The sequence below is a fragment of the Bacillus sp. FJAT-27231 genome (genome assembly GCF_001183975.1).
GTDB lineage: Bacteria > Bacillota > Bacilli > Bacillales > Domibacillaceae > Pseudobacillus > Pseudobacillus wudalianchiensis.
Genome location: NZ_LFZU01000001.1, coordinates 3838441 through 3862397 on the forward strand (window position 1 = coordinate 3838441; position 23957 = coordinate 3862397).

The 23957-nt window shown below is 42.0% G+C and carries 31 protein-coding genes; 2 read left to right on the top strand and 29 right to left on the bottom strand.

Features of this window, described 5'->3' with window-relative positions:
- Positions 1-207: 207 nt before the first annotated feature.
- Positions 208-570, bottom strand: a complete 363-nt coding sequence (locus AC623_RS18365; protein WP_049665241.1) for a single-stranded DNA-binding protein — start codon at positions 568-570, stop codon at positions 208-210.
- 239 nt (positions 571-809) lie between these two features.
- On the opposite strand from AC623_RS18365, the gene AC623_RS18370 reads away from it, so the two are divergent.
- The gene (locus AC623_RS18370) at positions 810-1250 is read left to right on the top strand and encodes a YwpF family protein (protein WP_049665244.1); all 441 of its coding nucleotides are present in this window, start codon (positions 810-812) and stop codon (positions 1248-1250) included.
- Positions 1251-1342: 92 nt separating this feature from the next.
- Here the strand turns inward: AC623_RS18370 and AC623_RS21620 are convergent, their stop codons facing one another.
- The 9 genes from AC623_RS21620 to AC623_RS18410 all read right to left on the bottom strand — a co-directional run bounded on the left by AC623_RS21620 (position 1343) and on the right by AC623_RS18410 (position 7412).
- Positions 1343-1519: a hypothetical protein gene (locus tag AC623_RS21620; RefSeq protein WP_156187084.1), complete on the bottom strand. Its 177-nt coding sequence runs from the start codon at positions 1517-1519 to the stop codon at positions 1343-1345.
- A complete protein-coding gene (locus tag AC623_RS18375; protein WP_049665247.1) occupies positions 1516-1914 on the bottom strand; it encodes a hypothetical protein in 399 nt (132 codons plus the stop codon). Before AC623_RS18375 ends, AC623_RS21620 begins: the two co-directional genes overlap by 4 nt.
- 250 nt (positions 1915-2164) lie before the next feature.
- The gene (gene fabZ / locus AC623_RS18380; RefSeq protein ID WP_049665249.1) at positions 2165-2587 is read right to left on the bottom strand and encodes a 3-hydroxyacyl-ACP dehydratase FabZ; all 423 of its coding nucleotides are present in this window, start codon (positions 2585-2587) and stop codon (positions 2165-2167) included.
- Positions 2588-2602: 15 nt separating this feature from the next.
- Positions 2603-2809: a DNA-directed RNA polymerase subunit beta gene (locus AC623_RS18385; protein ID WP_049665251.1), complete on the bottom strand. Its 207-nt coding sequence runs from the start codon at positions 2807-2809 to the stop codon at positions 2603-2605.
- A gap of 15 nt (positions 2810-2824) precedes the next feature.
- Positions 2825-3634, bottom strand: coding sequence for a flagellar hook-basal body protein (locus AC623_RS18390; RefSeq protein WP_049665254.1), 810 nt, complete (start codon positions 3632-3634; stop codon positions 2825-2827).
- A gap of 22 nt (positions 3635-3656) precedes the next feature.
- Complete coding sequence (locus AC623_RS18395; protein ID WP_049665257.1) at positions 3657-4493, bottom strand: flagellar hook-basal body protein; 837 nt, start codon at positions 4491-4493, stop codon at positions 3657-3659.
- Between the two features lie 191 nt (positions 4494-4684).
- A complete protein-coding gene (locus tag AC623_RS18400; protein WP_049665259.1) occupies positions 4685-5686 on the bottom strand; it encodes a rod shape-determining protein in 1002 nt (333 codons plus the stop codon).
- 207 nt (positions 5687-5893) lie between these two features.
- Positions 5894-6175: a sporulation transcriptional regulator SpoIIID gene (gene spoIIID / locus AC623_RS18405; RefSeq protein ID WP_049665263.1), complete on the bottom strand. Its 282-nt coding sequence runs from the start codon at positions 6173-6175 to the stop codon at positions 5894-5896.
- Positions 6176-6563: 388 nt separating this feature from the next.
- Positions 6564-7412: a M23 family metallopeptidase gene (locus tag AC623_RS18410; RefSeq protein WP_049665266.1), complete on the bottom strand. Its 849-nt coding sequence runs from the start codon at positions 7410-7412 to the stop codon at positions 6564-6566.
- Between the two features lie 174 nt (positions 7413-7586).
- Here AC623_RS18410 and AC623_RS18415 point away from each other — a divergent pair, with 174 nt between their 5' ends.
- Positions 7587-8021: a VanZ family protein gene (locus AC623_RS18415; protein WP_231603550.1), complete on the top strand. Its 435-nt coding sequence runs from the start codon at positions 7587-7589 to the stop codon at positions 8019-8021.
- Between the two features lie 24 nt (positions 8022-8045).
- Here the strand turns inward: AC623_RS18415 and spoIID are convergent, their stop codons facing one another.
- From spoIID to AC623_RS18505, 19 genes are all read right to left on the bottom strand, one after another.
- A complete protein-coding gene (gene spoIID, locus AC623_RS18420; protein WP_049665268.1) occupies positions 8046-9056 on the bottom strand; it encodes a stage II sporulation protein D in 1011 nt (336 codons plus the stop codon).
- Positions 9057-9294: 238 nt separating this feature from the next.
- Positions 9295-10608: a UDP-N-acetylglucosamine 1-carboxyvinyltransferase gene (gene murA / locus AC623_RS18425; RefSeq protein ID WP_049665270.1), complete on the bottom strand. Its 1314-nt coding sequence runs from the start codon at positions 10606-10608 to the stop codon at positions 9295-9297.
- Between the two features lie 29 nt (positions 10609-10637).
- The gene (locus AC623_RS18430) at positions 10638-11357 is read right to left on the bottom strand and encodes a YwmB family TATA-box binding protein (RefSeq protein WP_049665272.1); all 720 of its coding nucleotides are present in this window, start codon (positions 11355-11357) and stop codon (positions 10638-10640) included.
- Between the two features lie 219 nt (positions 11358-11576).
- Positions 11577-11813 (bottom strand): DUF1146 family protein, encoded by a 237-nt coding sequence (locus AC623_RS18435; RefSeq protein ID WP_049665274.1) that lies wholly within the window; start codon positions 11811-11813, stop codon positions 11577-11579.
- 89 nt (positions 11814-11902) lie between these two features.
- The gene (locus AC623_RS18440) at positions 11903-12310 is read right to left on the bottom strand and encodes a F0F1 ATP synthase subunit epsilon (protein ID WP_049665276.1); all 408 of its coding nucleotides are present in this window, start codon (positions 12308-12310) and stop codon (positions 11903-11905) included.
- 22 nt (positions 12311-12332) lie between these two features.
- A complete protein-coding gene (gene atpD / locus AC623_RS18445; RefSeq protein ID WP_049665278.1) occupies positions 12333-13751 on the bottom strand; it encodes a F0F1 ATP synthase subunit beta in 1419 nt (472 codons plus the stop codon).
- Positions 13752-13943: 192 nt separating this feature from the next.
- Positions 13944-14804, bottom strand: coding sequence for an ATP synthase F1 subunit gamma (gene atpG / locus AC623_RS18450; RefSeq protein ID WP_049665281.1), 861 nt, complete (start codon positions 14802-14804; stop codon positions 13944-13946).
- Between the two features lie 90 nt (positions 14805-14894).
- The gene (atpA, locus tag AC623_RS18455) at positions 14895-16403 is read right to left on the bottom strand and encodes a F0F1 ATP synthase subunit alpha (RefSeq protein WP_049665283.1); all 1509 of its coding nucleotides are present in this window, start codon (positions 16401-16403) and stop codon (positions 14895-14897) included.
- Between the two features lie 80 nt (positions 16404-16483).
- Positions 16484-17023, bottom strand: a complete 540-nt coding sequence (locus AC623_RS18460) for a F0F1 ATP synthase subunit delta (protein ID WP_049665285.1) — start codon at positions 17021-17023, stop codon at positions 16484-16486.
- Complete coding sequence (locus AC623_RS18465) at positions 17023-17538, bottom strand: F0F1 ATP synthase subunit B (RefSeq protein WP_049666800.1); 516 nt, start codon at positions 17536-17538, stop codon at positions 17023-17025. Before AC623_RS18465 ends, AC623_RS18460 begins: the two co-directional genes overlap by 1 nt.
- Positions 17539-17775: 237 nt before the next feature.
- Entirely contained in the window at positions 17776-17988 is a 213-nt protein-coding gene (atpE, locus tag AC623_RS18470; RefSeq protein WP_006838507.1) for a F0F1 ATP synthase subunit C, read from the bottom strand.
- Between the two features lie 80 nt (positions 17989-18068).
- Positions 18069-18794 (bottom strand): F0F1 ATP synthase subunit A, encoded by a 726-nt coding sequence (gene atpB, locus AC623_RS18475; RefSeq protein WP_049665288.1) that lies wholly within the window; start codon positions 18792-18794, stop codon positions 18069-18071.
- Positions 18795-18800: 6 nt separating this feature from the next.
- Entirely contained in the window at positions 18801-19190 is a 390-nt protein-coding gene (locus AC623_RS18480; protein ID WP_049665290.1) for an ATP synthase subunit I, read from the bottom strand.
- Positions 19191-19196: 6 nt separating this feature from the next.
- Positions 19197-19415, bottom strand: a complete 219-nt coding sequence (locus AC623_RS18485) for an AtpZ/AtpI family protein (protein ID WP_049665292.1) — start codon at positions 19413-19415, stop codon at positions 19197-19199.
- A gap of 382 nt (positions 19416-19797) precedes the next feature.
- Positions 19798-19959 (bottom strand): hypothetical protein, encoded by a 162-nt coding sequence (locus tag AC623_RS21625; RefSeq protein ID WP_156187085.1) that lies wholly within the window; start codon positions 19957-19959, stop codon positions 19798-19800.
- A gap of 19 nt (positions 19960-19978) precedes the next feature.
- Positions 19979-21118: a non-hydrolyzing UDP-N-acetylglucosamine 2-epimerase gene (wecB, locus tag AC623_RS18490; RefSeq protein WP_049665293.1), complete on the bottom strand. Its 1140-nt coding sequence runs from the start codon at positions 21116-21118 to the stop codon at positions 19979-19981.
- Positions 21119-21139: 21 nt separating this feature from the next.
- On the bottom strand, positions 21140-21769 hold the full coding sequence (gene upp / locus AC623_RS18495) for a uracil phosphoribosyltransferase (RefSeq protein WP_049665296.1): 630 nt from the start codon (positions 21767-21769) through the stop codon (positions 21140-21142).
- A gap of 198 nt (positions 21770-21967) precedes the next feature.
- Positions 21968-23203: a serine hydroxymethyltransferase gene (gene glyA, locus AC623_RS18500; RefSeq protein ID WP_049665298.1), complete on the bottom strand. Its 1236-nt coding sequence runs from the start codon at positions 23201-23203 to the stop codon at positions 21968-21970.
- Positions 23204-23378: 175 nt separating this feature from the next.
- Positions 23379-23954, bottom strand: a complete 576-nt coding sequence (locus tag AC623_RS18505; protein WP_049665299.1) for a TIGR01440 family protein — start codon at positions 23952-23954, stop codon at positions 23379-23381.
- Positions 23955-23957 lie beyond the last annotated feature (3 nt).

A 23957-nucleotide genomic window follows, 5' to 3' on the forward strand; every position in this document is an offset into this window, starting at 1 on the left:
GGTGTCATTTTATAAGCGAAGATGAATCATCGAGTAGCCGGTTGTGGAGCGGTCTGAAGAGATCGCTGTTCTATAGATTTTAGCTGTTCTTCAACAACGCGGAGTCTGGCGAGAGTTTTGCCGAGGCAGTAAGTTACTTCTTCTAACCTTTTTTCAAGTCGTTCGTTTGACATCATTTTCTTTTCCCTCTTCTTTCTTCTCTTTCCTTTACGGAATTGTTAAGATCGGCAATAGCTCAGAAGCAGTTGAGCGTTTCTTATCCATAAAGCGCACCGTATGAACGCTCACTTCCGTTACGTATACTTTTTTCCCGTCTGTGTTCTCATAGTTTCTCGTTTGAATCGTACCGAGTACACCGATGAGTGATCCTTTTTGACAATACTTCGCTGTATTCTCTGCCGACTTATTCCAAACGGTGCAGAAGATAAAATCGGTTTCTGCCACTCCTTCCTGATTACGATATGGCCGATTAACAGCAACTGTCATATTTAAGAATGGCCGGCCATCTGTGGTGTATTTCACGACGGGGTCTTTCGTTAATCTGCCGACGAGCGTCACTTGGTTAATCAATCATGTCCCTCCTTTCTGCAGGTATGCTCTTATCGTAGTCCAAAAGCAGTCTAAAAGTAAAAGCCGCATTTTCGAGCTATATCGCTACATTATCTAAAAATCTAATGGTTCTCTATGAAAAAAGACAAATCCCTGCAAGGAACGTGAAAAATCGCTGCATTCAAGTTTGTAGGGTTCTTCATAGGAACATGCTATACTTCTCAGTAGAAGGAATTAAAAAGGAAGGGGACATGAACTGCATGAAAACCTTTAAAATTGCTGGCTTTTATCTGGCCGAGCAAGACGAGCCTCAGGAGATCGAGTTACTGGACGGGCTGATTATTAATAGAGAAGATGACAAACGCTCTTGGTTAATTGAACTGTTCGTTCATCCGAAGTATGAAGAGTTGTTTCGAGAACTCGAAAAACGGGAGGATGAACTGAAGGTTCAAGTATTAATTACTCATCCAAACAATGATCCCGCCCTTTTTTCTGCACGAGTGAGAGAGTTAAACACCCTCGAGGACGGCACTAGTGTTCTTCTCGAAGGAAGACTCCGGCAGATGCGCAATGAATACGCTAAGCAAGTCCTTTCCGATCTTGTTGGAAAAGGACTTAGTGGCGAGAATCTTGTAAATACGTTTAATACTCACCTCAAACAAAGAAAAAATGCTCCATCTCCATCTGTTAAAGAAACATAAAAGCCATCTCGCCTAAGCGGCGGGATGGCTTTATCGTTTGGCTTGGTCATTTAAGAAACTATGAAAAAAAGGCAACCTCTATATGGCTGCCTTTAATGAACAACACTGGATTGAAGTTCATCCAACCCGGTATCCATTTTATTATGGAGTTTTTGAATTATATATTGAATGTCCTGTTTTCGATAGTCACGGACCGGTAATTCTTCTTCGTATACATGGTAATAAAGAAGTGCCGCAAGAGATAACTCAAATTCATTTGCAGGCATCATCTGCTCTTCTTTTTTTTTAACTGATCATGCAAAAGATCGATATAATACTTTGCCTCTGCCCTGCAAGAAAAGTCAAAATCGGTGCCCATTTCTTTTTGCAAAGCGTCTAGTTCTTTTAACTGGTCTGCTGTCGGTTCTTCTGAAAAGATTTTTTCAATGACTTCATTAATCTTTGCAGCCAGCTCTTCATGAAATTCAGGGCTTGCCTTCACTTCATTATCCACCTTGCTATACCAGGAGGAACTTGTATGAATGTAAGTTCTCCACTCATCCATAAAGTCTTCAAAGCGATAAGCCTTTTCTTCCCATGAAATTTTAGCCATATATTGTTCAAATGCCGTTTTAATCGAACGAGTGATACTTATTTTAATACCTTGAGATAAGCTGCTTAACATTTACAATAAGTACCTCCTAGAGAATCCTAATAAAACTTTGTAAAAATAGTAACATCTATTACTTTAACATACTTATACAGGAATTGACAAAGTTTTTTCGAAAAAACAAAAGTAGCAGATTCTTGATATTTTTTAGGGAAAAGGATTTATTTTACTAAATTCCTATATGCTAATCGACTTAAAATATTTAATCCCTCTATTTATATTATCACAAAAAAAACAGAGAGAAACCCCTCTGTTTTATCTTCTATTATTTTAAAGCAAATGTAATTTCAGCTTCACAAGCGAGTTCGCCGTTTACAGTGGCAATTGCTTTGCCTTTTCCAACCGGTCCGCGTAAACGTGTCATTTCCACCTCAAGGCGAAGCTGGTCACCAGGTACGACTTGGCGTTTGAAACGGCAGCTGTCAATGCCTCCGAAGAAAGCCAGTTTGCCGCGATTCTCTTCTTTCTTCAGCATCGCAACGGCCCCTACTTGAGCAAGAGCTTCGACAATTAAAACACCCGGCATAACAGGATACTCTGGAAAATGTCCATTAAAAAACTCCTCATTCACCGTTACATTTTTGATGCCGACCGCTCTTTTCCCTTCTTCCACCTCTAAGATTCGATCAACAAGTAGAAAAGGATAACGGTGTGGGATAATTTCTTTAATCTGCTGGATATCTAACATTTTTCTCCTCCATCACTATAATAAACTTTTAGCTAGCACTTCAACTAAGTGTATCCATATTTCAGGCAGGAAAACCTCAAGCGGATTCCCACTCCCAATAATACTGTAGCCAACCATGGCTCCCGCTATGGCAAAGAGTACGAGTAGAAATAAGTTAACAATAAACCGGCCAAGGGGGGTTAGCCTCGTACGTTTCTTCTTTCTCTGCAAATCTTCTGTCACATTGTTTCGTCCCCTCTAGCGTACGCCGTTAATAAGCCCCATCATTTGGTCAGCCAGAGAGATTGAGCGAGACTGGAACTGATAAGCGCGTTGTACATTTGTCAAGTCAGCCATTTCTTTTGCAAAGTCAACATTCGATTTCTCAAGTGCATTTTGCTGTATGGCAATATCCCCACGGTTAGCGTCCTGTAAAATTTCGTTTTCCGGGACAGCCGGATTATTAGGCATTGTCAATAAATTCGATCCTGTTTGAGTTAAAAACTGTGGCCGGTTGATTTCGACTACTCCAATATTCAACGTCTGTCCGCCAGCACGCAGCCTTCCACCACTTTCAAGCACAATATCACCGCTGTTTGGATTGAAGGTAATCGGTTGATTATTCTCTCCAAGCACTGGGTGGCCCTCTTCTGTTACGAGCATCACCTCATTGGCATTAACCGGAGTGACAGCAAAGGCTCCATCACGTGTATAGTGAACTTTGCCTTGTCCATTTTCCTGGACAAGCACTTTGAAAAATTGATTTTCTTTCGTGAAAGCGAAGTCTAGTTTGCGGCCAGTCTGTGTTACATTTCCCTGCACGCCCACTAATTGTGATTGGCTAATCTTCGCACCGTTTCCAATACGAATACCGTTCGGCGTTAAGCGGCCAGTCTCTTTATCTGTGCGCACCATGTTTTTTACATTCTGGTTGATTAGGTCAGTGAAAGAGGCTTCTCGGCGCTTGTATCCATTTGTATCGAGATTCGCAATGTTATGGCTTAGTATGTCCAGCTTCTGCTGCAGCTGGCCTAACGTATTAGCAGATGTGATCAATAGTTGATTCATTCAGTTTCCTCTCCCGGGAAGATTAATTCACGCGGCCGATTTCATTAGCGGCTTTTTCCATACTGCGGTCATACGCAGTTAACACTTTTTGGTTCGCTTCGAATGAACGATAGGCCGACATCATATCTGTCATCGTTCGAGAGGCGTCTATATTAGAGCCCTCTAAAAACCCCTGCTTCATCTGAAATTGCACGTCATTGCGGCCGGCAGCATCAGGAAGCGTTCCATTTTCCAAACGAAGCAGACCATTCCCTTCTTTTATCAGCAGATTAGGGTTTTCAGCAAACGCTAAACCAATCTGGCCAGCAGGTCTTCCATCTTCTGTAATCTGACCATTTTCAGTAATGGCGATGTTATCTGAATTTAATTGAATTCGGTTTCCAGCCGAGTCGAGAACGTAATGACCGCTTGCTGTTGTTAGAAAGCCGGCGTTATCCAAGGTGAAATTCCCATTGCGTGTATAACGCTGAACGCCGTCTTGACCTTGTATTTTAAATAAAACGGTTCCTACTTGTCCAGTATCTTCATTCACAGGCATATTGACATCTAAAAGCGCTACATCCGTCTTAAGTCCTGTTTCCCTCATATCTCCTTGCGAGAAATCAGGCTTCGTTTCCTGCATATAGACCCCTGTGTTTAGCGCGCCTACGCGCCGGCTAAGCGGAATGTGCACCTTATTTTGAACAGGCACAGAGGCTTTATCGATCCGTTGCAAAAGCATTTCCGGAAAGGCACGCAAGGAAGAACGGTCCTCTTTATAGCCCGGCGTATTAGCATTAGACATATTATTAGAAAGCATTTCAGTACGCCGCTGCTGGGCAATCATTCCTGAAGCGGCTGTGTAAAATCCACGAAACATATATCCACCTCATTAAAATTAAGATCTTCTCTTGCTCTTAAGCTTCCAGAAACTGTGGATCGCTTTATACATGTTCATTTCTGTTTTTTATTATATCACTCTTTTTCATCGGCCAAAAACTAGAAAAAGTTAATAAAAGAAAGCTAATTTCAACAAAAGTTTAAAAAAACGAGATGAGCCCTCCATCTCGTTTATGCTAACTTTGCTTTTGATAATTTATCAATGTTATCAAGCATAATACCTGTTCCTATTGCTACGCTGTCCATCGGATTTTCAGCAATGAATACAGGTACCTTTAATTCTTCAGCCAACAGCTGATCAATGCCGTGAAGCAAAGCGCCGCCTCCAGTTAAGATCACACCGCGATCAATGATATCAGCTGATAACTCAGGCGGTGTTTTCTCAAGTACGTCTTTCGCCGCTTTCACGATAACTGCAATCGATTCTCTCAGTGCTCTTTCAATCTCTTCAGAGTTTACCGTTAATAGACGTGGAAGACCGGAAACCATGTCACGTCCGCGAATTTCCATTTCTTCATTTCTGCTTCCTGGGTACACGCTGCCGATTGTAATCTTAATATCTTCCGCTGTGCGCTCCCCGATTAGCAATTTATATTCTTTCTTAATGGAATTCAAAATCTCATTGTTAAAATTATCGCCGGCCATTTTAATAGAAGCAGCCGTAACGATTGAACCCATGGAAAGAACAGCAACATCTGTTGTTCCCCCGCCAATATCGACGACCATATTGCCGCTCGGCTCGAAAATATCCATGCCTGCGCCGATCGCTGCCACTTTTGGTTCTTCTTCTAAATACACTGTTTTTCCACCGCTTTTTTCTGCCGCTTCACGGATAGCTTTTTGCTCAACACTTGTAATGTTAGTCGGACAGCAAATCAAGATACGCGGCTTCGACAGCAAGCCTTTCAAATTCAGCTTGTTTATAAAATGCTTTAACATCGACTCTGTTACATCAAAGTCAGCGATCACTCCATCTTTTAGCGGGCGGATGGCCACGATGTTCCCCGGCGTTCTCCCAACCATACGATGAGCCTCTTCACCAACAGCCAGAACTTTATTTGTATTTTTATCAATGGCTACAACAGATGGTTCATTTAATACAATTCCTTGACCTTTCACATGAATCAATACATTTGCTGTCCCCAAATCAATTCCAATGTCTTTTGAAATCATTAGAGCAGCCCCCCTTTTTTATTATGTATTTTTATTTATTTCCATCTTTTTATATCTATTTACGTATGAAACAGGAAGAGTTCCCAATTTTTTATTTTAGCATATTTGACACAAAAAAGCCGGATTATTTGTAAACTTTCTTCCTGCTTTACACACAAAAAAATCCGCCCCCATGAGGCAGATTTCCTTTTTTATTTTTGAAATTAATCAGACTTCAGCCCCTGAACCGCTTGCCTTCTTTAAAGCATCTGAATATTTTTTCTTCGTCGCTTCCCCTCCACGCAGATGTCGAATAGACTTATGATAATCGAGGATTTCTTTTACCTGCTGGGCAAGATCCGGATTCACTTCCGGCAGCCGCTCCGTCAGATCTTTATGGACCGTGCTTTTTGATACGCCAAATTCTTTTGCAATCACCCGCACGGTTTTTCTTGTCTCCACGATATACTTGCCAATCCTGATCGTCCTCTCTTTGATGTAATCGTGCACACCGCTCGCCTCCTTCATTGGATGTGAGACGTGTGAAATGAGACTCGCTTTCGCTTGAATGAAATAATATAAATCCGCATGCAGCAGCGCCTGCACACGGAAAGAAAGCTCTCACTTTCTTTTCTTCCGCAACTAGACTGCTCTTGTTATCATCAGGTATTTGTTCGTCTAACGACTCCTCACCTCAAACCATCCCTTTTTCTTTATACAGGTTTTATTATTACTATATTGGCGAGGCGAGGAAAATATGTACAGGATTGGGAAATAAATAAACGGGAAATGTTTCTCAAATTCTGGCCGATTAGAAGTTGCTTTCAATTCAAAAGAAGCACACAAAAAAGCAGCCCATGATGAGCTGCCAATACCTAGTTTATATACGATCAGGCTATTATGAGTTACTGTTATCCTCTTTATTTTCAATCGTGCTGCTATCTTGCTCTTCACCAGGTGAACTTTCTTCTGTTTGTTCAGTCGTCTCTTCTTTCGTTTTGTCAGTGGACTCTTCTGTCACCTGATCTGTTGATTCCTCTGCTTGTACCGGCTTAATCGATTCTTCAATCGCTGCTACCGTTTTATCAAAGCATTCAAGCGGATTAATCGCTACGTTGTCTTTACGTACTTCAAAGTGAAGATGAGTGCCTGCTTTTTCGTTGAAAAGACTTTTGCCGGCTTTAGCAATAACGTCTCCTTGAGAAACTTGATCGCCTTCTGCTACTTTAATATCTTTAACTGATTGGTAGTTTGTTACAAAGCCATCCGTATGCTCAATGACAATGACATTGCCAAGTAAAGCATCGTTCTCTTGGACCTTGACTACCTTGCCACTTAAAGCGGCCGTCACATCAAACGTTTTGCCGTCTTTTGCTGCATAATCAATTCCTGTGTTTGGATGGTACGTATTATTATAGACTACGAGAGCTGCTTCTTGTTGTTTTTCAGAGGCCTTTTCATCGTAAAAGTTCGTTTTGATCACTGCTTTGTCTTCATCCTTCAAAGGCAACGCCATTTGTTCTACGGATGAGTTAACTTCTTCTGCTGGCTGATCAAACAATCCTTTGTCTACTGCACTTTCTTTTGGACCTTTCACTTGCTCTTTCTCCGGGCCTGCTAGTTGGTACCAGATAATGCCTGAAATTAAAATAGCGGCACTCATTAAGTAAATAGCAGGGAACACCCAGCGATTTTTAAACATTTTCTTCATTTTTTGAGAAGTATTTTTCTTTTCTCCCTCTCTCATGTTCATCACCTCAGCAATCAGTGTGAACACTTTCCAATGAATCTATACCTCCATTTGGAAAATTTTTCGTTTCTGGAAAAATCGTTATAAATATGCCACAAAACAAAAAATGAGTAGGTCGAAAATCATGTTAGAATGGGTTAAATCTTATTTTATTTAAGGTGGTGTATAGGATTGAAAAAATTGGCAAAGGGCTTGTCCACCATTGCACCGTTCCTCTATATGATAGCAGTATGGATTATGTCCAGTATGCCGGATAATGTCATTATTGAACTTCCCCAAAGCGAAGCAGACCGCTTTTTTAAAGAATCTTTACATTTAATTGAATTTGCCATTTTATATAGTTTGATTGTAAATGCTTTTCTAGCCCATGGCCGCTTTACAAATGCTGTCCATGTGGCTGCCGCCCTAATTGCCTGTTTTTACGGATTAATTGATGAGATCCACCAGGCATTTGTTCCATTTCGTTCAGCTACCGTCATTGATGCGGTTAAAGATATAACAGGGGTGCTCGTTTGCTTTCTTATTGTTCAATTTACCTATTTTCAGCGGCCGAACAGTTTGATCAGCCGCCTTATGAATAAATTCACCCACTGGACAAGCTCTTAACTCCTTGCAGCAAACGGCAAGGAGTTATTTTTTGGCTGTTACCTTGCCTTTCAAAAAGTGTTCAGCTTCCTCTATTTTCGTCTGCTGATAATAATGGGCGATGATTTGTTGATGCGTCTTTCCTTCCTTAGCCATGCCGTTAGCTCCGTATTGGCTCATTCCAACCCCGTGGCCGTAGCCTTTTGTCGTAATAATGACGTTGCCGGATTTGAGTACCCAGTTGAAATCAGACGAGGCGAGACCCAGTTTTTCCCGTACTTCCCTTCCTGAAAACTCTTTACCGCCAATTTTTACGGAAGCAATGCGCTTGCCTGCTGTTCGTGCTGTAATTGTGCCCGCTTCTGTCTTCCCTTTCACAGATATCCCAAGCTTTCTCTCAAACTCAGTGAGGGGCATAATTTTTTTAGAGCTATATTTAGGAGAAGACTCATCCCAAGGGCTTGTCACACTCTTTAAATAAGGAAGCGCCTCGTTCCAATACTCCTCTGAATTCTCTGTATATCCATTGCTCGTTGAGAAAAAGGAAGCAGTGATCGGAGTGCCGTCATATGTGATGATTTGGCCAGCTGTTTCCTGTACGGCTTCATCAATTTTTTGCGATTTCCATTTAAAATCGCTGCCCCAGATTTTCTTCAATTCTTCCTTTGTTTTAAAAACTTGGTGGTTGACCGTGTCAGTAACGTTAGCTTGGCCATTTACTTTACTGCCGCTGATCAATTGCTTCACAATGAATGTTCTAGCTGTTAAAGCTTGAGCTTTTAATGCTTCTTTTTCAAATTCAGCCGGCATTTCCGCCGCTACGACCCCAGCCACATACTCTTCAAGTGGAAACGTTTCTATCTGCTTTGTTGCAGAACGAAAAACAGCTACTTCTACAGCAGGCTCCTGCAAAGCAGAATCATGTACGTTTTTTTGGGTCTTTAATGACCCTTCCTCTTCTTCTGATGAAAATAAGCTAACGAGTAACGAAGGAATAATAATAGCAACTGCGATGAGTCCAGCAAATAGAACGGAAATGGTATGTCGTTTTTTCATCCAAAAGAGGCCTCCATTTAATAGATTGAGCACAAAATTACTGCCCACATTTAACAATATGGCCCACTTTATAGGGATATGACATTTTTTAGAATAGCAGTACTTTTAAGCTAGCTGGCTTGCTCACAATGTTAGCTGGTTATTTACGTTTATAGTCGGTTGTTCATCATTCTAACGCTTTTCTTTACGTTAACAACAAAAAAACTGCTCCGCTTCGTAGCAGAACAGCTTTTTGATATTAAGCGTTAATGTCTGTAATCATTTTTTCGGAAGAAGCTTCTGATACTTCGGCTTCTTCTTTCACACGGATAATATCTGCGCCAAGGGACGCTAGTTTTCCATGGAAGTTCACGTAGCCGCGATCAAGATGTTTTAATTCTGTTACACGTGTATAGCCATCTCCGACTAAACCAGCAAGGATTAAAGCAGCCGCTGCACGTAAGTCGGTTGCTGCTACTTCAGCGCCTTGAATATCGGCTGGTCCGTTCATGATCACAGAGCGGCCTTCAATTTTAATATTGACGTTCATACGGCGGAACTCTTCAACATGCATGAAACGATTTTCAAATACAGTTTCCGTAATCATGCTTGTGCCTTCTGCTTTTAACAAAAGAGCCATCATTTGTGACTGCATATCTGTTGGGAATCCAGGGTGAGGCATTGTTTTAATATCAACAGCCTTTAACTTCTCTGGTCCAACAACACGTACGCCATTATCTTCTTCTGTGATTTGTACGCCCATTTCCTTCAGCTTAGCAATCAGAGAAGACATATGCTCAGGAACTGCTCCTTGAACGAATACGTCACCGCCCGTAATAGCCGCAGCTACCATAAAGGTACCCGCTTCGATGCGATCAGGGATAATCGTATGATCCGCTCCGTAAAGCTCTTCTACTCCTTCGATCCGAATAGTTTCCGTACCAGCTCCAACTACTTTACCACCCATTGCATTAATTAAATTAGCAAGATCAACGATTTCCGGTTCTTTTGCCGAATTTTCGAGCACCGTCGTGCCCTCAGCTAAAGCAGCAGCCATCATAATATTTTCAGTCGCGCCCACACTTGGGAAATCAAGGTAAATTTTAGCTCCCTTTAATCGCTTTGTTACTTCTGCTTCAATAAAACCATTTTCTACCCGTACAACAGCACCCATTGCTTCGAATCCTTTTAAATGCTGGTCGATTGGACGTGAACCAATCGCACAGCCTCCTGGAAGCGCTACTCTTGCTTTTCCTGTACGTGCAAGCAATGAACCCATAACAAGAACAGACGCCCGCATTTTACGTACATACTCAAATGGCGCCTCAACGAATAACTCTTCAGATGCGTCGACGGTTACTGTATTATTTTCAAATTTCACTTGGCAGTTTAAATGGCGAAGCACTTCATTTATTGTATATACATCAGAGAGCGTCGGTACATCCCGAATTACACTCTTTCCTTTACTAGCTAATAATGTAGCGGCGATGACTGGCAGAACTGAATTTTTCGCGCCTTCTACTTTTACAGTTCCGCTTAGTTTATGACCGCCGCGGACGATAATTTTTTCCAAACTTTTCCCCTCCGCGTCCAATTTATATATTAATATTCAATCGTAATGAGAGGCGTGCCTATAACAAAATTTGTCTCTGTGCCTCTCTGTTTTTTTCTTAGTCCAACTTGTACATTCATTTCATCATCCGAAAGCGGAAGATGGCTCCTAAAACGCTCCGAATAAATAGATAAGGAATAGAAATTTTTTTCAGAAATCGCTTCTCTTTTTTCAGCTTTCCAGCTTGATAGTAATTTATGAAGTTGATTTGACAAAACTTCTTCAAGTTTATCATCAAACTTCCCTTTAATACAAGTAAAAACCTGTGGCTTTCTATGGAAAATCTGTGAATATGTAGATTGAAACTCTTTCGCTAGGAAGCTCCGAATTTCCTTTTCATCCGTTGCCGCCACAGAGTAAAGCACATAGGCAACACCGCCGGCTGTGTCAGAAGAAACAATTTGTACCCTCTGGTGAACCGTTCCTTGTACGTATTCAAGAGTATATCCCTTGTTATTCATCGTACTAGGAGATGTAACCTGCCATTCAGTTAAAACCGACTGGAGTCTATGCACTGCCTCATCCGGCTCTTCTTCTAAGCGTTCGCGAGTATGTAAGGTCCATTCCTCGATTGATCCCCCCACACTTTTCACACTGTCCGTTAAAAGCAGCAAAGAACCACTTTCACCACCTGCACTTGTGTTATTCCCCATCAATAATACAATGAAACAGCCTAACAGCATATAATATCTATTTTTTAATAGATTCATTGATATCATCCTCTCCCTTATCACCAGTGTGACCCGGCTGGGGAAAGATAAACAGGGAAAAATACGACAAATTGCATGCTTTGTCGACAGTGTAAACTTGTTCAAATATTCACTTGTGTTTATACAAAAAGCCTTAGTAGGAAAATATAAATCTCCCTAAAGAAATAATATACAAAATAGAAAAAAATACAAGCATGTAAGAAGAACTATTTTAAAATTTTATTGGAATAAAAGCGGCAATTGGCGGGACCACATGAAGTAATCAAGGAAGAAATTGCTGACCGCTGAACCGATCGCAATCGATAACAGTATGAATAACAGGCGTGCTTGGACTACACGGTTAGCTTTTAACAACTGATCTAAGCGAATAGCCTGGAGCGCCCAAAAAGATAAACCGATAAAGACAAGATGTGACAAAATACTGAACAATGCATCTTGCCCAAAATTCGCCATCATGAATATCCCTCCTCCGTTTACGAAAATGATAGAATCTATGCATGAATCACTGAGTGAAAAAACCTCCCGTTTCCGGAAGGTTTTCTCTTTTATACTCTGCCTTCATAAACGTTAATACGGTTAACTGCCCGTTTCAATGCTAATTCAGCACGTTTAAAATCTACATTATCTTGTTTATTGCTCAGACGGCTTTCCGCTCTTGATTTCGCTTCTTTCGCCCGGGCAATATCAATGTTTTCCGCTGTTTCAGCCGCTTGTGCTAATATCGTCACCTGATCTGGACGGACCTCTAAAAATCCGCCGCTGACCGCGACCAAATCAGGTTTTCCAGCGCCTTTGTTTAAGCGAACAGCGCCAACTTGTAAAGGAGCGACCATCGGAATGTGTCCTGGTAAAATGCCAAGCTCCCCGCTTTGGGCTTTGGCACTCACCATTTCAACATCCGATTCGTACGCTGGGCCATCAGGAGTGACGATACTGACTTTAAATGTCTTCATTGTTTAACCCCCTGGTCCCTTATTATACCTCTACGCCCATTTCTTTCGCTTTAGCAACAACTTCTTCGATACTGCCAACAAGACGGAAAGCATCTTCAGGAAGGTTATCGTATTTACCTTCAAGAATTTCTTTGAATCCACGAACTGTTTCTTGAACTGGTACGTAAGAACCTGGCTGACCAGTAAATTGCTCGGCTACGTGGAAGTTTTGAGATAAGAAGAATTGGACACGACGCGCACGTGCTACAACCAATTTATCTTCTTCTGAAAGCTCATCCATACCAAGGATCGCAATGATATCTTGAAGCTCTCTATAACGTTGCAGTGTTTGCTGCACTTGACGTGCTACCTCATAGTGTTCTTCTCCAACGATTTCAGGAGAAAGGGCACGAGATGTAGAAGCTAGTGGATCCACCGCTGGATAAATACCCATTTCTGAAAGTTTACGCTCAAGGTTTGTCGTTGCATCTAAGTGAGCAAATGTTGTAGCAGGAGCCGGGTCAGTATAGTCATCGGCTGGTACGTAAATCGCTTGGATAGATGTAACAGAACCTACGCTTGTAGATGTAATACGCTCTTGTAATTGACCCATTTCTGTTGCAAGTGTCGGCTGGTAACCAACCGCAGAAGGCATACGGCCTAATAGGGCAGAAACCTCAGAACCTGCTTGTGTGAAACGGAAAATGTTATCGATGAAGAAAAGAACGTCCTGTCCTTGTTCATCACGGAAATATTCAGCCATTGTCAAACCTGTCAAAGCAACACGCATACGTGCGCCAGGCGGTTCATTCATTTGTCCGAAAACCATGGCTGTTTTGCTGATAACGCCAGAATCGCTCATCTCATGGTAAAGGTCGTTTCCTTCACGAGTACGCTCTCCAACACCAGCGAATACAGAGATACCGCCATGCTCTTGAGCGATGTTGTTAATCAATTCCTGAATAAGAACGGTTTTACCTACACCGGCACCACCGAAGAGACCGATCTTACCACCTTTAATGTATGGAGCAAGTAAGTCTACTACCTTAATACCTGTTTCAAGAATTTGAACCTCTGTAGAAAGTTGCTCAAAGCTAGGCGCCGCACGGTGAATCGCATTGCGCTGTGCTTCAGCAGGAATTTCTTCATTTAAGTCAATTGTTTCACCAAGTACGTTGAATACACGACCAAGCGTAATGTCTCCTACTGGTACGGAGATCGGCTGACCCATATCTATTACTTCTGTGTTACGCTGTAAACCGTCTGTTGAATCCATGGCAATTGTACGTACTGTATCATCGCCTAAATGGATAGCTACCTCTAAAGTCAACTCAAAGGCGTCTTTATCAGCTTGTGCACCAATTTGCACTTTTAACGCGTTATAGATCTCAGGAAGATGGCCGCTTTCAAACTTAACGTCAACGACCGGACCCATAACTTGAAGAACGCGTCCTTTGTTCATCTCTTTCCCTCCTGTCGTAATCGTTCAATCTATCATGTTGTTCTATCATTATATTTAAGGCTGTCTAGCTATAGGCGCTTAGCGGCTAGCCCGTACGGTGGTTTCAATATTTCTGCAGGAGTCAAAGAACGACTCCAACAGAAATCTCTCCAACCCCTATCGCACTGAACGAGCGCCTTCCGCTTTTCTAGACTACTCTAACGCTGCTACTCCGCCGACGATCTCTGTGATTTCTTGTGTGATCGCAGCCTGACGTGCGCGGTTGTATTGTAGTGTTAATGTATCAATTAATTCTTTTGCGTTGTCGGTTGCAGTTTTCATCGCTGACATACGTGCAGCGTGTTCGCTAGCCTTACCGTCAAGAAGTGCTCCGTAGATTAAGCTTTCCGCATATTGTGGAAGAAGAACTTCCATAATATCTTCTGCTGCCGGTTCAAACTCATAAGCTGTAAGCTTTTGAGAAGAAGTGGCAATATCAGTTAAAGGTAACACTTTCTTTTCTGTAACATCTTGCTGAATCGCACTGACAAAGTGGTTATAGTACATATAAAGCTCATCGTACATTCCTTCTGAGAAGAAGCTAACCGCTTTGTTCGCGATATCTTTGATGTCAGAGAAAGAAGGCTGATCCGGTAAACCAACGATATCTAGGGCAACATTCATTCCTCTATGAAGGAAATAATCGCGTCCCATACGTCCAACTGCAATAATAACGTATTCATCTTTAGATGAATGGCGTTCTTTAATTTTGTTGCTGACAAGGCGAAGAATACTGCTGTTATAAGCTCCCGCCAAACCGCGGTCTGAGGTAATAACCAAATACCCGGTTTTTTTAACGGGGCGGGAGACTAGCATCGGATGTGTTACATCTTTGCTGCCAAGAGCAATGGATGCGACCACTTCCTGAATTTTTTCCATGTAAGGAACAAATGCTTTGGCATTTGTTTCGGCACGGTTCAATTTAGAAGCGGAAACCATTTCCATCGCTTTTGTGATCTGGCTCGTCTTTTTAGTAGAAGTAATCCGAGTCTTTATGTCGCGTAACGATGCCACTGGTTCTCACCACCCTTTTTATGTTAGAAATTTACCTAGAAAGAGGGAAGGATCAGTCTGACCCACTCCCGCTCTTTACTATCTGGATAATTATTCAGATTTCGCAAACGTCTTTTTGAACTCGTTGATAGCTGCTTTCATTTCATCATCAGAAGCAAGTTCTTTCGTTGTGCGAATATGTTCTAACACGTTTGTATGGTTGTGATCTAACCAGCTTAACAGTTCATCTTCAAAACGACGGATATCTCCTACTGGAATATCGTCTAAAAGACCGCGTGTTAATGCATAAAGAATAACAACTTGCTTTTCAACTTTAAGCGGTTTGTTTAAGTCCTGCTTTAACACTTCAACTGTACGTGCTCCACGATTTAATTTCGCTTGAGTTGCTTTATCAAGATCAGAACCAAATTGCGCAAACGCTTCAAGTTCACGATAAGCCGCTAAGTCTAGACGAAGTGTACCCGCTACTTTTTTCATCGCTTTAATTTGAGCAGATCCCCCAACACGGGATACAGAAAGACCAGCGTTAATCGCAGGACGTACACCTGAGAAGAACAAGTCAGACTGCAAGAAGATCTGTCCATCAGTGATAGAGATAACGTTCGTTGGAATATAAGCAGAGATATCGCCTGCCTGTGTTTCAACGAATGGAAGAGCCGTAATAGAACCTGCTCCTAATTCATCGTTCAATTTAGCTGCACGCTCGAGTAAACGGGAATGCAAGTAGAAAACGTCACCAGGGTATGCTTCACGGCCTGGAGGACGACGTAATAATAAGGAAAGTTCACGGTAAGCTGCCGCTTGTTTAGAAAGATCATCATATACGATTAACACATGTTTACCGCTGAACATAAACTCTTCTGCCATTGTTACCCCAGCATATGGAGCAAGGAAAAGCATTGGCGCTGGTGAAGCTGCAGAAGCCGTTACGACGATTGTATAATCAAGCGCCCCATGCTTACGAAGCGTTTCTACTGTTCCACGAACTGTTGATTCTTTCTGACCGATCGCAACATAAATACAAATCATGTCTTGATCTCTTTGGTTAAGAATTGTATCGATCGCTACAGTTGTTTTACCAGTTTGGCGGTCACCGATAATCAATTCCCGTTGACCACGGCCGATTGGTACAAGCGCGTCAATCGCTTTAATACCTGTTTGTAGTGGTTCATGAACAGATTTACGATCCATAACGCCAGTTGCTTTGCTTTCAATCGGACGAGTTTTTGTTGTATTGATTGGGCCCAGACCATCCACAGGCTGTCCAAGAGAGTTAACAACACGGCCGATTAGTTCTTCTCCAACAGGTACTTCCATGATGCGGCCTGTACGGCGTACTTCATCACCTTCACGAATCTCTGTATAAGGACCAAGAATAATGATACCTACGTTGTTTTCTTCTAAGTTTTGTGCCATACCCATGACACCGTTTGAGAACTCAAGTAGTTCTCCAGCCATGACATTGTCGAGGCCATGAGCACGAGCGATACCGTCACCAACTTGGATAACTGTACCAACATCGTTAACTGTAATATCTGACTGGAAGTTCTCAATCTGCTTTTTAATCAGCGCACTGATTTCTTCAGCTTTGATGCTCATGAATTTCACCCCTCATATAATTGTAGTAGTTGTATTCGAGCGGAACGCATAAGGAAGATGTTCCCGCTTTTCTTTCATTATTATTTTGCTATTAATTGCTTTTCTAATCGATCTAGTTTGCCGCGTAGGCTGCCATCGAAAATACGATTACCGATGCGTACTTTTAAGCCGCCGAGCAATGCTGGATTTACAATGTTTGTAATCTTCAATGCTTGCTTGCCGACTTTCTTGGCAAATGTAGTCGAGATCTGCTTCATTTCTGCATCTGTTAAAGAACGAGTAGATTCAACTGTTGCTTCAGCAAGGCCCTGTTCTTCATTGGCCAAGCTTACGTAAGCATCAACTACCGCAACAATCTCTTCCTCGCGGTGACGTTCTATCAAAAGCATTAAAATGTTAATTACATAACTTGAAGCATTTGAGAAAGCATTCTTAACTAGCCCTTGCTTTTCTTCAATTGTTAACTTTGGAGACTTAAGTAAAGGAAGTAATCCTTTCGTTTCCTGAAAAACGGCCTTTACTACTTGCAGCTCTTCCTCAATTTGTTGAAGCTGTTGATGTTCTTTGGCAATGTCGAAGAGAGCCAGCGCATAGCGTTTTGCCACTACGGAATCACTCATCACTCTTCCCCTGCCTCTTGGATATACTCATTAATTAGTTTTTCTTGATCTGCCGCGCTTAAATCTTTCTCAATCACTTTAGAAGCAATTAATACAGATAAAGAGGCCACTTGCTCACGTAGAGCGGACATTGCCTGTTCTGTCTGCTGTTCGATTTCCATCTTAGCAGATTCTTTCAAGCGCTCAGCTTCTGCACGAGCGGCGGCAATGATTTCTTCTTTTTGACTGATGCCTACTTTCTTAGCATTCTCAATAATTTCTTGAGCTTGCTGGCGAGAGGCTTTTAACTCTGCACGAGTTTCTTCTAATAATTTACTCGCTTCGACACGGCTTTTTTCTGCTGCATCGATTTCTGATGAGATATGCTCTTCACGTTGCTGCATGATGCCCATTAAAGGACCCCAAGCAAACTTCTTAATCAACGCTAGTAGAATAATAAACATTATTAATTGGAACAAAATATCTCCGCCGTTAAAACCGGCTGATGATCCAAGTACGAATGCGTTTGCTAACACGCCCACTTCACTCCTTTCAAGAGTTTCCCCCTCCCCTTCTTCGGGAAGAGCCTGTATAAAAAGAATGGAACTGCTTGTTATACTTCGAACATAAAGCAATGGCGAAGGTTCGCTTGGAATGATCTTCGCCATTGGAACAAAAATCCCTTAATATTTTACTCTTGTCCAGCTGCTGCGCCTAGCCGCTCGAGGTCTTATGCCTGTCGCTCCAGAGCAGTCGGCTTCGCTTTTCTACAATTATTGACCTTGAACCATGAACGCGATAACTACAGCGATGATAGGAATCGCCTCTACTAACGCTACCCCGATAAACATTGTTGTTTGAAGCATACCACGAGCTTCTGGTTGACGAGCGATACCTTCAACTGTTCTAGATACGATAAGACCGTTACCGATACCTGCACCAAGTGCGGCTAAACCGATTGCGATTGCTGCTGCTAAAAGACCCATTTTAAAATTTCCTCCTTTAAATGTATAAATAATGTATTTGTTTAAAAATAGGTTTGTTCATTAAATGAACTGGGTATATTTTAATGGTCGCTGCTCACTTTGTGAGCAATATAAACCATTGTTAACATAGTGAAGATAAATGCCTGAATTCCACCGACAAAGACGGAGAATCCTTGCCATGCTAATGTCGGGATGATTGCGGCTAAATGTCCGCCAACCCCTGTAGCTAAGCTTCCGGCTAGCAATCCTAGAAGGATCTCACCGGCAAAGATGTTACCATAAAGCCGCAGACCAAGAGTTAACGTATTAGCAAACTCCTCTACAATCTTCAACGGGAACAAGAAACCCATTGGACGGAAATAATCTCTTCCGTACTCTGCAAAGCCCTTCATTTTAATTCCATAGTAGTGTGACAGACCAACAACCATAACTGCTAACGTTAGAGTAATCACCGGGTCTGCTGTTGGAGATTTCCACCAGAGCACACCATCTTTTACCACTGAAAATGGAAGACCAAGAAAGTTGGAAACTGCAATGTACATAAGCAGTGTAATTCCAAGAACATGGAATCTTCCTCCTGTTTTCCAGTCCATGTTACTCTTGACGATCCCCTTCACAAAGTCCATGATCCACTCAAAAAAGTTTTGCAGCCCGGTAGGTCTCATTGCTAGTTTTCTTGTTGAAATGACTGCAATTAAGAAAACGATTGCACTAGCAACAGTGATCATTAATACGTTGGCTAAGTTGAAAGTTAATGTGAAACCGTCAAATACTTCCCAATGATATAATGGATTTTCGTGATGCAACTGTTTTCACCTCTCTTCCCCGGTTTTTCTGTTTATTAAAAAGTGAATAAAAAAATCTATCATAATGACAATATAAGATGCCATTAATCCCAAAACTGTACTGATAATGTTGAAATGGTCCGGATAACGAAGGGCAATGATAGCCGCAACCCCAGCAGACGCCATTCTCGACATCGTGCCTAACGATTGAACTTTATTGCCGCGCTCTAGTGCGGTGTTGAAACGGTGCATCCGCTTCAACATTAACCAGTGGTTGAACAGGCTAAATGCTGTCCCAAGAATGAGGCCGCCGAAAATTGCCTTATAAGGCGTAATTCCCCAGCAGAAAACAAAGATGGCGAGCAAATATAATATGTACTTTCGATGTCTAGAAAGTGAGTGCTGGAGTTCCCCCATAATTGATTAATCCTCCGAATTGAAATGGTTAACCGTCTTAAGCATAGAAAAAATGCCCGCAGTCAATCCTAAGAGCAGTCCGATGATTAAAAAAAGTGGTTCAGTTTTCCATTTTTCGTCAAGCCAACGCCCGGCGAAAATTCCGATAAGGATCGACCCTGTCAGCTGTGCTAAGACCGCACTGTACAGACTCATTGCCTTAAATGCATTTTTACGGCCTTTCATGTAAAAACACTCCTGCCACCGTGGGTTCTACCTAAAAAAAAAGCGTTCACGCTCAGTTCATAGTATTTGCTCTTTTCCCTTTGTAAGCATACAATAGGGGTATTTTAATGTCAACGCATACTAAGAAAAACCTCAAAAATTGTAACTTACATTTCACAAATTGATCAAAATTTAAATCTTTCCATAAGTTTTACTTATTGTTAGTGATAAGTAAAAAATAATTGAAAAATCATTATCTTTCAGAAACCGAAAATTAGTTCGCTAAAAACAGGAAATATTCTTTTTTTCATCCCCTAACAGGCGTTATCAGTCTTTTTTAAGCTAACTTTCCATCTATTCAGCTTATTCTCTATAAATAACTAGATTGTATCTTATTGTATCTTTATGAAAAACGGTTTGCCCACATTTCGAAAGTGTTATTCATTATTCCGAACATTTTGTTCACAGTTATATCCATTCGTTCACTCATCTTGTCGGCTTCTTTTTCTTCCTCCCCTCCCCCTCCCCTCTCTTCCATGCTTCCTGATAAAAAAGAGCCATCCATAGGGAGGCTCTTTTACAAGTTAAAATCGGTCCGGCTTTTGATTAGTTGCTTGGAAATAATAGCGGATTGCTTCACAAATACGGCGGGAGGCTTCTCCGTCACCGTATGGGTTGGATGCTTTCGCCATTTTTTCATATTCTTCTTTGTCATTTAGCAATTCTGTTGCCAGCTGATAAATCGTCTCTTCATCGACACCAGCAAGTTTTAACGTGCCAGCTTTGATTCCTTCCGGGCGTTCTGTTGTATCACGAAGAACGAGAACAGGTACACCCAGAGAAGGCGCTTCTTCCTGCACACCGCCAGAATCAGTCAAAATTAAGTGCGCTCTCGCTGCAAAGTTATGAAAATCGATCACATCAAGCGGTTCAATTAGATGAATACGCGGATCATTGCCGAGTATTTCGCCGGCAATCTCACGGACAACTGGATTCATATGCATCGGATAGACAACCTGAATATCGCTATTCTCTTCAACAAGGCGTTTTATAGCCCGGAACATATTGCGCATCGGTTCGCCCAAATTCTCACGACGATGGGCCGTCATTAGAACAAGCCGGTCGTTGCCAAGCTGATCAAGCACTTCATGACTGTAGCTGTCTTTCACGGTTGTCTTTAGAGCATCAATCGCCGTGTTACCTGTTACGAAAATCGTTTCAGCTTTTTTCCCTTCATTAAGTAAGTTCTCTTCCGCTTGATCTGTAGGTGAGAAATGAAGATCAGCGATTACTCCTGTTAATTGACGGTTCATCTCTTCAGGGAACGGAGAATATTTATTCCACGTACGCAGTCCTGCTTCTACATGACCTACCGCAATTTGATTATAAAAAGCAGCCAAGCTTGCAACAAACGTAGTAGTCGTGTCGCCGTGGACAAGCACGATATCCGGTTTGACTTCCTTCATAACCCGGTCGAGCCCTTCTAAGCCCCGTGTCGTTACGTCAATGAGCGTCTGACGATCTTTCATGATATTTAAATCAAAATCAGGAGTAACCTTGAAGATTTCGAGCACCTGATCGAGCATTTGCCGATGCTGTGCCGTAACGGTTACAATCGACTCAAATTGATCAGGATGTTTCTGCAATTCCAGAACGAGCGGAGCCATTTTAATCGCTTCAGGGCGCGTTCCAAAAATGGTCATTACTTTAATCGGGCGGTTCATCTTATTTGCACCTACTTCTAATTATTTTGTTCCAAACAGGCGGTCGCCTGCATCTCCCAATCCTGGTACAATGTAGCCTTTTTCATTTAGCTTTTCATCTAAAGCAGCAATATAAATATCAACGTCTGGGTGGATTTCTTGCATAGCCTCTACCCCTTCAGGCGCAGCTACTAGACACATAAACTTGATATTCTTTGCTCCGCGCTTTTTCAAGGAACGAATCGCTTCTACCGCTGATCCCCCTGTAGCAAGCATTGGATCTACCACGATGAAGTCACGCTCTTCCACATCTGATGGGAGTTTTACATAATATTCAACCGGCTTTAACGTTGCCGGATCGCGGTATAACCCTACATGGCCTACTTTAGCAGCCGGAATTAATTTCAAAATACCGTCTACCATGCCGATGCCTGCACGCAAAATCGGAACAATTCCAAGCTTTTTACCAGCAAGAATTTTCGCATTCGCTTCACATACTGGTGTTTGGATTTGCACTTCTTTAAGCGGCATATCACGAGTAATTTCAAAAGCCATCAATGTAGCTACTTCATCTACTAATTCACGGAATTCTTTTGTTCCTGTTTCTTCGTCGCGAATAATGGTCAACTTATGCTGGATTAATGGGTGATCAAATACGTACACTTTTCCCAAAATTATCGCTCCCTTGTGTTAATTATATCAATTATGCCATACAAGCCCCCGACGGCAAAAAAATAAGCCGCATGTGCAGCCATTCTTCAACTTCTTTCAGCAAGCTTCTTTCTAATTTTACATAAAAAACAACAGAAGAACAAATGGGAAAAATAGAAAAAGCCCGGGAATGAAGGATTTCTTTCCCGAGCGGGCTATTTAGCTATATAAAGGATATTTTGCGGTTAAGTCAGCTACACGCTGGCTTAATTCCTGCAATTTTGCTTCGTCTTCGTGGTTTTTCAATGCAGCTCCAATGATCGCTGCTACTTCATCCATCGCTTCCAAATCAAAGCCGCGAGAAGTAACGGCCGCTGTACCGATACGGATACCGCTCGTTACAAATGGGCTTTCTGGATCAAATGGAATCGTATTTTTATTTACTGTAATACCGATATCATCTAATACTTTTTCTGCTACTTTTCCTGTTAAACCAAGAGTTTGCAAGTCAATAAGCAACAGATGGTTGTCAGTGCCGCCAGATACAAGGTTAATGCCCTCTTTTGCTAAACCTTCGCCAAGACGTTTCGCATTGTCAATTACTTGCTGTGCATACGTCTTGAAGCTCTCATCTAATGCTTCACCAAAAGCAACTGCTTTCGCTGCAATAACGTGCATTAATGGACCACCTTGGATACCAGGGAAAATAGACTTGTCGATTTTCTTCGCGAATTCTTCCTTACAGATAATCATGCCGCCGCGTGGGCCACGCAATGTTTTGTGTGTTGTTGTTGTAACAAAATCAGCGTAAGGAACTGGACTTTGGTGAAGGCCTGCTGCTACAAGACCAGCAATGTGAGCCATATCAACCATTAAATAAGCGCCGACTTCATCCGCAATTTCACGGAATTTAGCAAAGTCAATTGCACGTGGATAAGCGCTCGCTCCTGCCACGATTAATTTCGGCTTATGCTCGACCGCTTTTTGACGAACATCGGCATAATCGATTTGTTGATTTTCTTTGCTCACGCCATATTCAACGAAGTTATATTGCACGCCACTGAAGTTAACTGGGCTGCCATGTGTTAAGTGACCGCCATGAGATAAGTTCATTCCAAGAACGGTATCGCCATGTTCCAAGATCGTGAAATAAACAGCCATGTTTGCTTGAGCGCCGGAATGTGGCTGTACGTTGACATGATCTCCTCCGAAAATTTCTTTCGCACGATCACGAGCTAAGTCTTCTACTACATCAACGTGCTCACAGCCGCCGTAATAACGCTTGCCTGGATAGCCTTCTGCATATTTATTTGTTAATACAGAACCTTGTGCTTCCATTACCGCTTTACTAACAAAGTTTTCAGAAGCGATTAATTCAATTTTAGTTTGCTGGCGTTTTAATTCATCTTGGATTGCTTCAAACACAGCTGTGTCTTGCTCTTTGAGAATACTCATTTTCAAACCCCTTCCATTTCTAGAATAATATATGTGTTTATGTATTACCAATTTTAAAAATTCAATTATATTCTATCACGTTTTCCTCTTGTTTCAAACGAAATAAATATAAAATACGATCTTTTTTAAGGACAAAAGCCAGCTTTTCGAATTGAAAGCTGGCCAAAACTGAACATTAACCGGAACATTTCTCGTTCACATTCGTTTTTTCATAAACAGCTCGAGCACCGCCAATGAGCTTTGGCCGTGTTGTCGCCATTGTAACATGAGCATATCCCACTTCTTTCACGCTCGTCCGTAGCGGCACTGCAACATGTTTTAAATGCATGCCAATAAACGTATCACCAATATCTATCCCGGCATCCGCTTTGATAAATTCAACCACCGCGCTATCTTTTTTCTGATTAAACGCATAAGCAGCCATCGAGCCGCCCGCCTGCCGAACAGGTACAACGGCGACTTCTTCTAGTTGCATTTGTTGAATTTGTTCCCGGTCTACTACAAGCGCTCGATTCAAATGCTCGCAGCATTGAAAAGCAAGATGCAATCCATGTTCGTCTGCAAACGTCTGCAACTGCCGATAGACCATTTCAGCAATTTCCAACGTGCCGGCTGTTCCAATCTTTTCCCCGGCAATTTCTGAAGTAGAACAGCCAATCACAACCGTCTGGCCTTTTCGGAGACGGGCCTGTTGCTGAAATTCCTGCAATAGGCGACCGAGCTGTTGTTCCCACTCTTTAAGCTGTAACAAAGC

What these genes read in the sequence shown, in the direction of transcription:
- atpD (WP_049665278.1), bottom strand. Translation starts at nt 13,751, where the DNA reads ATGAACAAAGGACGCGTTCTTCAAGTTATGGGTCCGGTCGTTGACGTT.
- AC623_RS18370 (WP_049665244.1), top strand. Translation starts at nt 810, where the DNA reads ATGAAAACCTTTAAAATTGCTGGCTTTTATCTGGCCGAGCAAGACGAG.
- AC623_RS21625 (WP_156187085.1), bottom strand. Translation starts at nt 19,959, where the DNA reads ATGGATGGCTCTTTTTTATCAGGAAGCATGGAAGAGAGGGGAGGGGGA.
- atpE (WP_006838507.1), bottom strand. Translation starts at nt 17,988, where the DNA reads ATGGGTCTTTTAGCAGCAGCAATCGCAATCGGTTTAGCCGCACTTGGT.
- fabZ (WP_049665249.1), bottom strand. Translation starts at nt 2,587, where the DNA reads ATGTTAGATATCCAGCAGATTAAAGAAATTATCCCACACCGTTATCCT.
- glyA (WP_049665298.1), bottom strand. Translation starts at nt 23,203, where the DNA reads ATGAGTATTCTCAAAGAGCAAGACACAGCTGTGTTTGAAGCAATCCAA.
- AC623_RS21620 (WP_156187084.1), bottom strand. Translation starts at nt 1,519, where the DNA reads ATGATGCCTGCAAATGAATTTGAGTTATCTCTTGCGGCACTTCTTTAT.
- atpA (WP_049665283.1), bottom strand. Translation starts at nt 16,403, where the DNA reads ATGAGCATCAAAGCTGAAGAAATCAGTGCGCTGATTAAAAAGCAGATT.
- AC623_RS18395 (WP_049665257.1), bottom strand. Translation starts at nt 4,493, where the DNA reads ATGTTTCGTGGATTTTACACAGCCGCTTCAGGAATGATTGCCCAGCAG.
- wecB (WP_049665293.1), bottom strand. Translation starts at nt 21,118, where the DNA reads ATGAACCGCCCGATTAAAGTAATGACCATTTTTGGAACGCGCCCTGAA.
- AC623_RS18440 (WP_049665276.1), bottom strand. Translation starts at nt 12,310, where the DNA reads ATGAAGACATTTAAAGTCAGTATCGTCACTCCTGATGGCCCAGCGTAC.
- AC623_RS18485 (WP_049665292.1), bottom strand. Translation starts at nt 19,415, where the DNA reads ATGAAAGGCCGTAAAAATGCATTTAAGGCAATGAGTCTGTACAGTGCG.
- AC623_RS18460 (WP_049665285.1), bottom strand. Translation starts at nt 17,023, where the DNA reads ATGAGTGATTCCGTAGTGGCAAAACGCTATGCGCTGGCTCTCTTCGAC.
- AC623_RS18410 (WP_049665266.1), bottom strand. Translation starts at nt 7,412, where the DNA reads ATGAGAGAGGGAGAAAAGAAAAATACTTCTCAAAAAATGAAGAAAATG.
- AC623_RS18390 (WP_049665254.1), bottom strand. Translation starts at nt 3,634, where the DNA reads ATGAATCAACTATTGATCACATCTGCTAATACGTTAGGCCAGCTGCAG.
- AC623_RS18480 (WP_049665290.1), bottom strand. Translation starts at nt 19,190, where the DNA reads ATGGGGGAACTCCAGCACTCACTTTCTAGACATCGAAAGTACATATTA.
- spoIID (WP_049665268.1), bottom strand. Translation starts at nt 9,056, where the DNA reads ATGAAAAAACGACATACCATTTCCGTTCTATTTGCTGGACTCATCGCA.
- AC623_RS18375 (WP_049665247.1), bottom strand. Translation starts at nt 1,914, where the DNA reads ATGTTAAGCAGCTTATCTCAAGGTATTAAAATAAGTATCACTCGTTCG.
- AC623_RS18400 (WP_049665259.1), bottom strand. Translation starts at nt 5,686, where the DNA reads ATGATTTCAAAAGACATTGGAATTGATTTGGGGACAGCAAATGTATTG.
- AC623_RS18430 (WP_049665272.1), bottom strand. Translation starts at nt 11,357, where the DNA reads ATGAATCTATTAAAAAATAGATATTATATGCTGTTAGGCTGTTTCATT.
- AC623_RS18435 (WP_049665274.1), bottom strand. Translation starts at nt 11,813, where the DNA reads ATGATGGCGAATTTTGGGCAAGATGCATTGTTCAGTATTTTGTCACAT.